The 12,637-nt window shown below is 73.5% G+C and carries 9 protein-coding genes; 5 read left to right on the top strand and 4 right to left on the bottom strand.

Annotated elements, in window-relative coordinates:
* Positions 1-141: 141 nt before the first annotated feature.
* Positions 142-1,347 carry an extracellular solute-binding protein gene (locus AC3WT4_RS10790; RefSeq protein WP_492315433.1) on the top strand — a complete coding sequence of 402 codons (1,206 nt, stop codon included), beginning with the start codon at positions 142-144 and terminating at the stop codon, positions 1,345-1,347.
* A gap of 74 nt (positions 1,348-1,421) precedes the next feature.
* Here the strand turns inward: AC3WT4_RS10790 and AC3WT4_RS10785 are convergent, their stop codons facing one another.
* Together AC3WT4_RS10785 and rfbB are read right to left on the bottom strand one after the other, a co-directional pair.
* On the bottom strand, positions 1,422-2,162 hold the full coding sequence (locus AC3WT4_RS10785; RefSeq protein WP_083385148.1) for an N-acetylmuramoyl-L-alanine amidase: 741 nt from the start codon (positions 2,160-2,162) through the stop codon (positions 1,422-1,424).
* A 98-nt stretch (positions 2,163-2,260) separates the two neighbouring features.
* Entirely contained in the window at positions 2,261-3,256 is a 996-nt protein-coding gene (gene rfbB, locus AC3WT4_RS10780) for a dTDP-glucose 4,6-dehydratase (RefSeq protein WP_074808430.1), read from the bottom strand.
* Between the two features lie 117 nt (positions 3,257-3,373).
* Between rfbB and AC3WT4_RS10775 the strand changes: the two genes are divergently transcribed.
* From AC3WT4_RS10775 to AC3WT4_RS10760, 4 genes are all read left to right on the top strand, one after another.
* Positions 3,374-4,333: a glycosyltransferase family 2 protein gene (locus AC3WT4_RS10775; protein ID WP_074807680.1), complete on the top strand. Its 960-nt coding sequence runs from the start codon at positions 3,374-3,376 to the stop codon at positions 4,331-4,333.
* Positions 4,330-5,220 carry a glycosyltransferase family 2 protein gene (locus tag AC3WT4_RS10770; protein ID WP_492315432.1) on the top strand — a complete coding sequence of 297 codons (891 nt, stop codon included), beginning with the start codon at positions 4,330-4,332 and terminating at the stop codon, positions 5,218-5,220. Before AC3WT4_RS10775 ends, AC3WT4_RS10770 begins: the two co-directional genes overlap by 4 nt.
* An 83-nt stretch (positions 5,221-5,303) precedes the next feature.
* Positions 5,304-5,861: a hypothetical protein gene (locus AC3WT4_RS10765; RefSeq protein ID WP_257416594.1), complete on the top strand. Its 558-nt coding sequence runs from the start codon at positions 5,304-5,306 to the stop codon at positions 5,859-5,861.
* Position 5,862: 1 nt separating this feature from the next.
* Positions 5,863-8,172, top strand: a complete 2,310-nt coding sequence (locus AC3WT4_RS10760; RefSeq protein ID WP_492315431.1) for a serine/threonine-protein kinase — start codon at positions 5,863-5,865, stop codon at positions 8,170-8,172.
* A 4-nt stretch (positions 8,173-8,176) separates the two neighbouring features.
* On the opposite strand, the gene AC3WT4_RS10755 is transcribed toward AC3WT4_RS10760, so the two are convergent.
* Both AC3WT4_RS10755 and AC3WT4_RS10750 read right to left on the bottom strand, forming a co-directional pair.
* Complete coding sequence (locus tag AC3WT4_RS10755; RefSeq protein ID WP_492315430.1) at positions 8,177-10,297, bottom strand: acyltransferase family protein; 2,121 nt, start codon at positions 10,295-10,297, stop codon at positions 8,177-8,179.
* Between the two features lie 4 nt (positions 10,298-10,301).
* On the bottom strand, positions 10,302-12,632 hold the full coding sequence (locus AC3WT4_RS10750) for a hypothetical protein (RefSeq protein WP_074807692.1): 2,331 nt from the start codon (positions 12,630-12,632) through the stop codon (positions 10,302-10,304).
* Between the last annotated feature and the right edge of the window lie 5 nt (positions 12,633-12,637).

Genomic DNA, 12,637 nt, shown 5'->3' with positions numbered 1-12,637 from the left:
GGTGCGGCCGGGGCGCGCGGCGAGCCTGACGAGTTTCCCACAAGCCGGGGCGCCCGGGTGCCGCGCTTCACCGCGGCGCGGGACGCTCGCGGAGGTATCGTGCTCGAGGTGGGCAGATCGTGCCAGCACGGGGGAGGACACGTGGCGACAGAGCTGACCAGAAGGACGTTCGTCGTCGCAGCGGCCCTGGGGGCCGCCGCGGTGGACGTCGTGGCGCGCGCGGGGAGGTCGTCGGCCGCGACCTCCGGGACGGCGGGCGTCCGCGTGCTGGCGGTGCGCCACCCCTGGACGGACGCGCTCCGCCGCGACGTCGGCGGGTTCGTCGGCCCGGGCGGCGCGGGGGCGTCCCTCACCGAGGTGGACACGTCCCCGGGGGGCCTGCTGCTCCAGGGGGCCGCGGAGGCCGACGTCCTCATGTACCGGACCCTGGAGGAGGAGGATCTCCTCCTGACCGCGGGGGTCCTGCGGCCGGAGACGGCGGCGTCGCTCGACGCGGCTCCCGACGCCCCTCCCCTCGTGGCGGCCGCGGCCGAGAGGTCGCGCCTCGGCGTGCCGGTCGCGCACGGCGCCCCGTCCCTCTTCGTGCACGACGACGTGCTGGCCGAGCTCGGCGACGTCCGCCTCGACACCTTCGACGACCTCTACGCGGCGGCCTACCGGCTCCACGTCCCGGGCACCCGCGCCGGCGTCGTCGTCAGCGACGAGATGTCCGTGCTCAGCCCGGTCCTGTACTCCTTCGGGGGCGCGGTGGCCGAGAACGGGCGGTCGGCGCTGGGCTCGACCGGCTCCGGGGCGATGTTCTCCTACCTGGGCCAGCTGCTGCGCGACTGCGCCGCCGGTGAGGCGTCCCTGCTGTCCCCCGACGACGCCGTGGCCGCCTTCGTGGCGGGCGGCGCCGCGCTGCTCGTCGCCGAGGGCGACCTCGAGCCGGCGATCCGCTCGCGCCTGGGGGCCGAGGCGGCGGCAGGGCTGCAGCGGCTGCCCGTCCCCGCCGGCCCGGACGGACGGGTCGTCTGCGACCTCCCCACCTGGAGCCTCGGGGTCGCCCGGAACGCCGCCGACCCTGCCGCGGCGCAGGCGTTCGTCGCGTGGGCCACCGGTCGGGGCGCCGTGCCCGGCGACGACGGGACCGGGGTGCCGGTCGCCTCTCTCGCCACCGGGGCGGCGCTCGAGGGCCCTGGAGTCGGGGCGGACGCGAGCCGGGCCGCGGACGACGACCTGACGCTCGTCGCAGGGACCACCGCCGACGCCGTCCGTGCTCCGCTCGCCGCCGCCGCCGCCGGTGCCGACGCGGGCGGCGCCCAGCAGTCGTCCGCCCGGCTGGTCGACTCGCTGCTCGGCTCCTGAGGCACCGCGCCGCGGCGGCTCGTCGTGGCGCCGGCTCGCCCGGCGGGCCGTCCACCGACGGCCCGCCGGGCGTCCTACGAGTTCGCTCGCGCGTCCGCGATGAGGTTCTTCAGCGTCCAGGCCTCGACCCAGACGACGGCGACGCCCGCCTGGATCAGGTTGTTGTACTCGGCACGGGAGCTCAGCTCGACCCATCCGCCGTTGTGGCCGAAGACCCCGTACGGGGTCCGCTCCCCTGCTGCCCGATAGATGATCGCCATCTCGTCTCCTCTCCAGTCCCGAAGGGGCGGCGGCAGCCGGCGCGCGGAGTCGAGCAGCCCAGCGAACTGGGCCACCCTCTGCTCACCGGGACAGACCTTGCCCGTCGGCCCCCAGACCTCACCGTTCGCCACCCGCCACGGGTCGACCCCGTAACGGTGCATCCCCACCCCGACCGCGTCGGGGCGGGACGTCCTCATGTCGCTGATCGGCAGGCTGTAGTACTGGCACAGCCACACGACCAGCCGCGCGAGCGCGCTCAGCTGCGCCGCGGTCCAGGCACCGTCACCGCGACCCTGCGTCTCGATGCCGATGCAGCTCGCGTTGCCCTCGCGCTGCGTCCACGCGATGCGGTCGGTGTCGATGTACTGCTCGACGCGTCCCGAGTACGTGACGTAGAAGTGGCTCGACGCCAGCGCCGCCGGGTTGCTGAACCACCCGTAGAGCGATTCGGCGCCGCCCGCGTCGACGTGCAGCACGACGGCGCGCGTCCGAGAGCGGACACCACCGACGTTGTTCGCGATCGGCATCCAGTGCGCACCTGGGTAACGAGCCATCGGACCTCCTTCCCCGCGAGGCTACAGGCGGCCCGCCCTCGACGCGCGGAGCAACGCGCGGGCGCCCGGCGACCTCCTCGACGCCGGGCGCTCGGCGCTCACTGCCCGGTCGCGGCGTACTTCGCCTCGACCTCGGCCTTGCGCGGCCGCCACCACTCCTCGTTCGCGCGGTACCAGTCGACCGTGGCCTCGAGGCCGGAGCGGAAGTCCGTGTAGCGGGGCGTCCAGCCCAGCTCCTCGCGCAGCTTCGTCGCGTCGATCGCGTAGCGCAGGTCGTGGCCCGGCCGGTCCGCCACGAGGTCGAAGTCGTCCGCGGGCCGCCCGAAGATCTCGAGCAGCGTCCGGACCACCTCGAGGTTGTTCTGCTCGCCGTCGGCCCCGATCAGGTAGGTCTCGCCCGGGCGGCCGGACTCGATGATCCGCCACACCGCCGTGTTGTGGTCCTCGACGTGGATCCAGTCCCGGACGTTCTTCCCCGCCCCGTAGAGGCGTGGGCGCACGCCGTCCACGAGGTTCGTGATCTGGCGGGGGATGAACTTCTCCACGTGCTGGTACGGCCCGTAGTTGTTCGAGCAGTTCGAGATCGTCGCCTCCACGCCGAACGAGCGCACCCACGCACGGACCAGGAGGTCGCTCGCGGCCTTGGTCGACGAGTACGGGCTCGACGGGTTGTACGGGGTGCTCGGCGTGAACTTCGCGGGGTCGTCGAGCTCGAGGTCTCCGTAGACCTCGTCGGTCGAGACGTGGTGGAAGCGCACGCCGTGCCGTCGGACCGCCTCGAGGAGGGTGAAGGTCCCGACGACGTTCGTCTCGACGAAGGGGGTCGGGTCGTCGAGCGAGTTGTCGTTGTGCGACTCGGCGGCGAAGTGGACGACGACGTCGGCGTCCCGCACGAGGCCGTCGACCAGGTCGCGGTCGGCGATGCTGCCCTCGACCAGCCGGACCGCGTCCGCGACCGGCTCGAGCGACCCGCGGTCGCCGGCGTAGGTCAGCGCGTCGAGCACGACGACGCTCGCGTCGGGACGCTCGCGCACGGTCTGCTGGACGAAGTTGGAGCCGATGAAGCCGGCCCCGCCGGTCACCAACAGCTTCACGGTCATCTCCTCAGGGTTCGGTGTCGTGGGCGCGGTCCGGCGTCCGGCCGGGTGTGCGCAGTTTGGTAGCGTACACACCGGCCCATTCCCGCTCCTCGTCGCTAGCGTGGTCATCCGATGTCAGAGTCCGCGGCACGTCCGCTCGTGTCCTATGTCTTCCCGATCTACAACGAGGCCGGGAACCTCGACCTGCTGTACTCGACCCTCCGAGAGCTCCTCGACGAGCACCCCGAGTACGAGTACGAGCTCGTCTTCGTCAACGACGGCAGCAAGGACGAGTCCCTCGAGATCCTCTTCCGGATCGAGGACGCCGACGACCGCGTCGTCGTGGTGGACCTCTCGCGGAACTTCGGCCACCAGATGGCGGTCACCGCCGGTCTCGACGTCGCGAAGGGCGACGCCGTGATCATCATGGACAGCGACATGCAGGACCCCCCGGCGGTCAGCTTCGAGCTCCTGGCGAAGTGGCGCGAGGGCTACGACGTCGTCTACGCGCAGCGGCGCAGCCGCAAGGACAGCGCGTTCAAGAAGCTCACGGCGAACGTCTACTACCGGTTCCTCCACCTCGTCACCGACATCGACATCCCGCGCGACACGGGCGACTTCCGCCTCGTGGACCGGCAGGTGGTCGACCAGATCGTCCGGATGCGCGAGCACTCCCGCTTCCTGCGCGGCATGGTCAGCTACGTCGGGTTCCGCCAGGTCGCCGTCCAGTTCGACCGGGACGAGCGCCACGCGGGCGAGACCGGCTACCCCTTGCGCAAGATGCTCAAGTTCGCCGCCGACGGCATCATGAGCTTCTCCACCGTCCCCCTGCGCCTCATCACCCGGATCGGGTACCTGTTCGCCGCGGCGAGCTTCGCCCTCATGGTGTGGGTCTTCGTCGCGCGGCTGGTCCAGCCCGCCACCGTCGTCGAGGGCTGGACGTTCATCGTGATCCTCCTGCTCCTCACGAGCGGGGTCCAGATGATCCTCCTCGGGGTGGTCGGGTCGTACGTCGGGCGCACGTACATCGAGACGCAGCACCGGCCGCTGTACCTCGTGCAGGAGAAGTCGCGCCGCGCGGTGCGCCCGTGAGCGCCTCGACCGCGGGAGCGCCGCGCGTCTCCGTCGTCGTGCCCGCCTACGACAACGCGGCGTTCATCGAGGAGACGATCGACTCGATCCTCGCGCAGACGTTCACGGACTTCGAGCTCGTCGTCTCGGACCACTCCTCGACCGACGGCACCTGGGAGCTCCTCCAGCGGTACGCGTCCGACCCGCGCGTCACCCTCGTCCGGACCGACGCCGGCGGCGGAGCACGCCGGAACTGGAACCGCGTCACGGAGCTGGCGACGGGCGAGCTGGTGAAGCTCGTGTGCGGCGACGACCTCCTGCGGCCCACCTGCCTGGAAGAGCAGGTGCGCGCCTTCGACGAGGGTGGACCGGACGTCGTGCTCGTCGCCTCGCAGCGGGACATCGTCGACGCGCGCGGGGACACGTTCATCCGCGGCCGCGGGCTCGCGCGCCTCGACGGGGTGGTCGACGGCGCGGAGGCGCTGCGTGCGACCGTCCGGTCCGGCAGCAACGTCTTCGGCGAGCCCGCCTGCGTCCTCCTGCGGCGGGACGCCCTCGAGCGTGCGGGCGGCTGGCAGGACCTGCGGTACTTCATCGACGCCGGCACCTACGCCCGCGTGCTCGTCCAGGGCGACGCCGTCGCCCTGAGGCGCTCCCTGGCCGCCTTCCGGGTGAGCGCGGCGCAGTGGTCGGTCCGGCTCGCGCGCCAGCAGGCGCAGGAGGCGGCCGAGTTCCACCGGTCCGCCCGCGCGCTGGCACCCGCGGTGATCCACGGCACGGACGTGCGGCTCGGCGACCTGAGGGCACGGGTCGCGGCCGTGCAGCGCCGGGTGGCCTACCTGCTCCTCGGGCGCAGGATGCACCCGGTCGAGCCCCGTCCGGCAAGCGCCAGGAGCGCGACCGACTGACCGACGCCCATCTCTCCCCGTGCGGAATTCGGTTTCCCTGGGATACTTGTTCCCGACGACCTGCACCGGGAACAGGGGGATACATGGGTGCTCGCTCTTCGCGACGTCGGGCGTGCGCGCTCGCCGTCGCTGCCCTGCTCATGGCGGGCTGCACGGGAGGACCGACGGAGGCCGGACCGGTCGACGACGCTCCGGTCCCGTCGCCGTCGGGCACGAAGGATCCTGCGGCAGCGACGGAGGGTGGCGACCCGGCGGACGAGGAGCCGACGCCCCCGGGCGACGACGACACCTCCGGCCCTGACGAGGCGGGCGAGGGTCAGGCGGGCTCGGACGACTCCGAGAACGCCCCGGCCGGGACCGCCGCCGCACCGACGATCACGTCGGCCGTCGCGGCTGACGGCACGCTCTCGGTCTCCGCGGGCGTCAACGGGGTCGTCGAGGACGGCGGGACCTGCACCGTCACGGTGACGTCGGCCGACGGTGCGGAGACGTCGCAGGACGTCGAGGCGTTCGCCGACGCCACCAGCACCCTGTGCGAGCCGATCTCGGTCCCCGCCGAGGGCACCGGACCGTGGACCGTCCGCGTCGCGTACTCCTCGGCCGCGCGTTCCGGCACCTCCGACCCGGTCGAGGTGTCCTGACGTGCGCGGTGCAGCATCCCGGACGCTCTCCGCGGCCCTCGCGCTGGTGCTCGCGGCGGTCCTCTCGGTCGTGCCCGTGACGGCACCCGAGCCGGCCTCCGCGGCGGGCCGCGAGACGTGGGACCCCGGCTTCATCATCTCCGACTCGGTCTTCTACGACTCCGGCGCGATGTCGGTCGCGCAGATCGACGCGTTCCTGCGCTCGAAGGGCGCGGGCTGCGTCGCGGGCGAACGCCCCTGCCTCAAGGACTACACGGAGAACACCCGGGCATGGCCCGCGGAGCCCGGGATCTGCTCCGGGTACACCGCGCGGAACGGCGAGACGGCGGCCCAGATCCTCCAGCGCGTGGGGGCGAGCTGCGGCATCAACCCGCGCGTCCTGCTGGTGATGCTCCAGAAGGAGAACAGCCTCGTCGACCGGACCCGGCCCACCGCGCGGAGCTACGACGCCGCGATGGGCTTCGGGTGCCCCGACACGGCGCCCTGCAACACGGAGTACTACGGGTTCTTCAACCAGGTCTACCGCGCGGCGCGCCAGTACAAGGTCTACGCCGCGAACCCGACCCGCTACAACTACCAGGCCGGCCGGTCGAACTACATCGCGTACAACCCGAAGGCCTCGTGCGGCGGCTCGCAGGTGTACATCCGCAACCAGGCGACGGCGTCGCTCTACATCTACACGCCGTACCAGCCGAACGCCGCCGCCCTCGCGAACGTCTACGGGTCGGGCGACTCCTGCAGCGCCTACGGCAACCGCAACTTCTGGCGGCTCTTCACGGACTGGTTCGGCAACCCGCAGCTGGGCGGCTACCTCGTGAAGTCCGACGCGTCGGTGACCGTCTACCTCGTCGTCGGCTCCCGGAAGTTCGCGATCCCCGACTGGCCCACCTATCTCGCCTACGAGCCGTTGGGCCCCATCGCCACGGTCGGCGCGGAGACGCTGGACCGGTACGCGTCGGCGGGCGAGCTCGGACGCCTCGTGCGCAAGCCCGGGACCGGGGAGATCTTCTTCGTCGACGCCGGACGGCGGTACCACGTCGGCACGTGCCAGCTGGTCGCGGACTTCGGCAGCTCGTGCCCGGCCGTCCCCGAGCTCGGCGCGGACCAGATCGCGCTCCTCGGCGCGGGCTCCAGCCTCTCCGCCACCGTGTCGCTGCCGAGCGGCCGGAAGTTCGCCATGGTCGCAGGGACGCGCCGCGAGGTCTTCGACGACGCGTCGCTCTCGGCCGCCGGCCTGCCGACCTCCGCCGTCCGGCTCTCCGAGCAGGCGCTCGACCGGTTCCCCCTCGGCACGCCGGTCGTCCGGGACCGGGTGCTCGTGGGCACCCGAGGATCGTCCGCGCTGGCGCTGTGGGCGGGCGGGCGCCTCGCGCCGCTGCCGTCGGCGGCCACGCGCTACCCCGGCGTGGCCCAGCTGGCGCGGGGGACGCTCGACGCCGCCTCCGTCGCGCGCATGGCCCGCTCGAACGGTGCGCCCGGGCTCGTCAGCCGGGACGGGGCCGGCGTCTACGCGCTGGGCGAGGGGGGCCTCGCCCTGCTCCGGCCGGCCGCGCTCGGGGCACGGCCGCCCGCGGCCTCCTCGCTGCCCGCCGCCACGTTCGACACGCTCCCCGTCGGCGCCGCCACGGGCTCCGCCGCGGCGCTCAAGCGCGCCGACAGCCCCACCGTCTGGGTCCTCGCGGACGGCGTCCTGCGCCCCGCGAACACCTGGGACGACCTCGTGTCCCGGTTCGGTGGGATCGCTCCGCCCGTGCACACCGTGGCACCGGAGACGCTCGCCGTCTTCCCCACCGGCCCTCCGATCCTCACCCAGGGGCGGCTCGTCAAGACGAGCGACAGCCCGGAGGTGTACCTCGTCAACTCCGGCGGTCGGGTCGTCTACGTCGACTGGTTCGGCACCCTCCAGGCGCTCGGCCACACCCGGATCGAGACGCGTCCCGCCGGTGCGTTGCGGGGGTACGCGATCGACCCCCTGCCGCTGCAGCCGTTGCTGCGCTGCGCCGACGGCGACCGCGTCGGGATCGCCGGCAGCGTCCGGCGCATCGACCGCAAGGAGGCCGGCCCGACGCCGGCGACGTCCCTCGGTCCGGTGGCGTGCCGGACGCTGGCACCCACCGGGTCCACCGTCACGGGGCCGCTCTTCGTCAAGGCGCCGGGAGACTCCGTCGTCTACCGGGTCGTCGCGGGCACCAAGCGGCCGGTGCGGAGCTGGACCGCGCTCGTCGCGATGGCCGGCACGGGGTCGCCGCGCATCGTCGAGGTCAGTCCTCGGGTGCTGTCGACGGTGCCGACCGGCGCGATGATGGGCTGAGCGCTCAGGAGGCCGGACGCTGCAGCCCGAGCGCGCTCTCGAGGCGCGGCTCGAGCGACAGCGCGTAGGTGTCCGTGAGGTGGTTGTCCCGGTAGACGAGGACGTTGCCCTCCACGGCACGACAGGTGTCGGCGCGGCACAGGCTGTCCGTGAGGTCGACGACCTCCACCTCGCCGAGCGCGCGGGCGGCGTCCACGAGCGGGTCGTCCTGCGCGGCGAGGCGACCCCGGGGGAAGGCGCACGCCGGGGACGCCGCGCCGTGCTCGGCCACGCACTCGGGGGCGACGAACGGGGGCAACGGCGTGTCGCGCACCACGACGACGCGGATGCCGGCGTCGACGATCGGCTCGAGCGTCTCGCGGTAGCCCGCGACCGCGTCGTCGAACTCGTCCCACCCCCAGTCGAGCGCCGCGCGGTAGCCCGCCGGCGTCATGGCGGAGACGACGACGAGCTCCGGACGCTCCCTGAGGATGAGCTCCTGGTTCCTCCGGTTGCGCTCCCCGCACTCCCCGAACGGGATCCCGTTGCTCGACATCGGGTCGACGTTGAACGGGCACCCGTTGCGGACGAGAACCGTCAGCGCGTACCCGTTCTCCTCCGCCGCACGGGCGAGCGGCGAGCTGAGGACCGCCGCGTGCGAGTCCCCGACGAGGACCACGCCGGGCCCGTCGTCGGCACCGTAGCGACAGGCGTCCGGGGAGCGGGTCTCCCCGTCCGGCACCGGGAGGGTGATGTCCTCGTCGATGCAGCCGTCGCGGTTGACGAGGCCCACGTCGCTCGCCGCGACGAGCGGGTCGGGCGCGACGGGCGCGCCCGACGGAGCGGACGCGCCCTCGAACACCGCGGCGCCCGGGTTCGCCTCGCCGGCGACGACGTTCGCCGCCGCCTCGGTCCGGGCCGTCACCTCGGCGAGCGGGACGAGCGCGACGAGGACGGACGCCGCGACGAGCGAGCCGCCCAGGGCGAACGTGCGCGCCAGGGGCTCCCGCGCGCGGGCGTGCCGGGCGAGGACGGGCCGGACGGCCGGACCGCGGCGGAACGGAGCCTCCACCCAGCGGGTCGAGGCGGCCGCGAGGCCCAGCGACAGCAGGACGACCCCGACGGAGAGCGGCACCGTGAGCCGGTCCTGCCCGCTCCAGGCGAGGACGAAGACGATCAGCGGCCAGTGCCACAGGTAGAGGCTGTAGGAGATGTCGCCGACGTACACGGCAGGGCGGGCGGACAGTGCCCGCGAGACGACCGTCGGGGCCGGTCCGGCTCCGCCTGCCGCGAGGAGGAGCGCGGTGCCGACCGTCGGGACGAGCGCCACCCACCCGGGGAACGCCATGTCCGTCGAGTACACGAACGCCGAGACCACGACGGCGACGAGGCCGAGCGCGGCCAGCGCCGACCACGCGCGCGGCCGGAGGCTCACCCGGGGCAGGAGGACGGCGACCAGACCGCCGATCGCGAGCTCCCAGGCCCGGGTCGTGGTCACGAAGTAGGCCGCGCCGGGGTCGGAGCCCGACAGCACGACCGACCAGGCGAGGGACGCGACGACCACCGCGCCGAGCACCGTCAGCACGACCCGCGCCGTGCGGTCGCGGCGACGACGGGTCACGAGCCCCACGGCGAGGAGCACGAGCGGGACGACGAGGTAGAACTGCTCCTCCACCGCCAGGGACCAGAAGTGCTGGAACGGGGAGACCCCCGCGGTCGCCTGGGCGTACTCGTCCGGGCCGTAGGCCAGCGCCCAGTTCTGCACCTGGAGGGCCGACGTCAGCGCGCTCTCCAGCACCGTGCGCCACTGCGACGCGGGGAGGACGAGCAGGGTCGCCACCACCGAGAGCACGATCACGACGGTCGACGCGGGCAGCAGCCGACGGATGCGCCGCGTGTAGAACGTGGCGAGCCGCACGGTGCCGGTCCTCGACACCTCGCGCACGAGCGAGCCGATGATGAGGTAGCCGGAGATCACGAAGAACACGTCGACCCCGACGAACCCTCCGGGCAGCGCGTGCGGCCACAGGTGGTAGACCACGACCAGCCCCACGGCCAGCGCCCGCAGCCCCTGGATGTCGGCGCGCGCGTGGCTGCGCGCGGGGCCGGCCGTCCCGCGTGCCGCGGTGGTCGACGACGCGCTCATCACGTCATCCGGCCGGCGACGACGCCGTCTCGCGGGCGCGTCGCGGACGACGACGCACGACGACCTCCGCGAGCGACCACAGCAGGGCCCCGGCGATCCCCACCGCGAGGGCGGCGACCTCCACGGTCCAGCCCGGCGGCGAGAAGGACACCGTGACCTCGTCCCCGCTCGAACCGGGTGCGAGCTCGACGACGACGAGGAAGTCGCGCAGCGGGTCGCCCAGCGCGGCCCCCTGGACGGAGTACCCCGGCCAGGCGAGGCGGGACAGCACGACCCGGCCGCCGTCGGCGGGCACCTCGTCCACGGTGAACCGGACGGACGTCTTCGAGACCTCCGTGCCGGACACGGTGGTCCCGTCGGACGTCCAGGTGATGCCGCCCGCGCCCGGGACCGGCTCGTCGCGCTGCCAGCCCACGCTCACGTCGCTGCGGGTCGTCTCGTGCCAGCCGGGGGGCGGGGTGGCGTCCGCGTACGGGTCGGGAGACTCGCCGTCGTCCCGCCGCAGGATCTGCACCGTGCTGACGCCGAGCAGGTCGGCGAGCGGGCGTCCCGTCTCGGGGTCCGTCTCGAAGAGCGTCTCCGCCGCGTCCCAGCACGACGCGCCGTGCGACGTCATGCACAGCTGCTCCGAGTAGGCCCGGAACTGCAACGGGGTGTAGACGTTCTGCACCGACGCCTCGTTGAGGTACCAGAGGTTCGCGTACGCGACGTCGTTCCAGGCGCCGCGCACGAACTGCGGCGTCCCGACGACGAAGACGTCCCCCTCGGCGTCGGGCAGCTTCTCCTGGTAGTCCGCCCGCTGCCCGGAGAGGCCGTAGTCCGGGAGCGGTGCCTGCGGGATGGTCGCGTGCTGGAGCAGCACCACGACGGCCGTGACCGCGAGCCCGCCGGCCGCGATCCTGCGCGTCGTGCGACGGCGGTCGCCCCCGGCGCGGAGGAGCAGGCCGAGGAGCACGACGCCACCGAGCGCGAGGAGCGTCGAGACGGCGTAGACCTTCCACCACGAGGGCGACTCCGCGTAGGCGAAGTAGGCGCCGACGAGGACGACGACACCGACGCCGACGATCCGTCGTGCGCTCGGGCGGCCCGCCGCACGGCTGAGCAGCACGACCGTGACGCCGATGACGCAGGTCGCGAGATAGGGCAGCAGGCGGGCGGGGAAGCGCAGCGGTCCCACCGCGCTGGGCCCGAGGACGAAGACCGCCGCGAACGCCCCCACCGCGAGCAGCCCCACCAGCGTCGGGACGGCGGCGCGCGCCCCCCGGGCACGGACGAACAGGACCGCGGGCAGGAGCCATGCGATGTAGAGGATCGGGCCTGGCGTGGGCAGCCCCCAGAAGCCGGACACCCAGGGCTGCGCCGTCGCGATCCAGGAGGTCGACAGCCCCGAGAGATCGGGCGACATGAAGTTGTCGTTGAGGATGCCGGTCGCGTCGCGGACCGTGACCGGGGCGGTCAGCAGGCCGGGGAGATACACCGCGAGCGCGACGAGGCCGAGGAGGGCACCCACGACGAGCGTGCGCACGACCGCGGCGCGGCGCCCCGCGAGGAAGGCCTCGACCATCGTGGCGGCGATGACCGCCACGAGCATGATCGTCCCGTGCACGTAGCCGATCGTGATCACGAGGTAGCCGCCCGCGAACGCCCAGAGCGGGCTGCCGCCGCGCGCGGCGGTGCGGCGCAACGCCCACCACGCCCACGGCAGCAGGGCCCAGACGAAGAGGCCCGTCACCCAGGACGCCGCGTCGACGTAGACGGTGAACCCGGTGCACGTGGTCAGCACCGCCCCGAGGAACCCCCACGTGCGGTCGGCACCGTACGAGCGGAAGAGGAGGAACCACCCTCCCGCCGCGAGGACGAGGAACACGACCTTGACCAGCGCCGCGTACGCCGTCATGTCGGCGGCGGCGCTCGCCCCGAGCCCGACGAGCATGACGAGCGGGTTGAACAGGCCCCACTGGCCCTCTGCCGCGTAGTTGCCCGCCATCCACCGACCGGGCTCGAAGAACGGCATGTGTCCCGAGCGGAGCGACTCGCCGATCGCGTACCAGATGCCGTACGCGCCCGTCTGCGTGTCGTCGTTGAAGTAGAAGCGCGCGTCGAACAGGTACGGCACGAACGCGAGCACGGCGGTCGTCACGACCAGGGCCGCCCCGAGGAGGAGACCACGCGGTCCGCGCTCGCCCCAGTGGCGGAACGAGTCCCAGCGCCCCTCGCGCGGGAGCGCTGCCCCGCTCTCGGTCGAGGTCGCCGACGCAGGGCGACCGTCGGTGCTCTCGGGATCGACCGCCGGGAGACCTGCCTGCGCCCCCTGCGTCACCGGTTCGTTCGTCACTCGAT

The organism is Cellulosimicrobium sp. EB106-03-01-XG111, from assembly GCF_058792115.1.
Note: the sequence above shows the minus strand (reverse complement) of the source record. Positions and strands in the feature narration are given on the sequence as shown.

Excerpts from the sequence above, each read along its gene's own strand:
- AC3WT4_RS10755 (WP_492315430.1), bottom strand. The coding sequence starts at position 10,297 with ATGAGCGCGTCGTCGACCACCGCGGCACGCGGGACGGCCGGCCCCGCG.
- AC3WT4_RS10775 (WP_074807680.1), top strand. The coding sequence starts at position 3,374 with ATGTCAGAGTCCGCGGCACGTCCGCTCGTGTCCTATGTCTTCCCGATC.
- AC3WT4_RS10765 (WP_257416594.1), top strand. The coding sequence starts at position 5,304 with ATGGGTGCTCGCTCTTCGCGACGTCGGGCGTGCGCGCTCGCCGTCGCT.
- AC3WT4_RS10785 (WP_083385148.1), bottom strand. The coding sequence starts at position 2,162 with ATGGCTCGTTACCCAGGTGCGCACTGGATGCCGATCGCGAACAACGTC.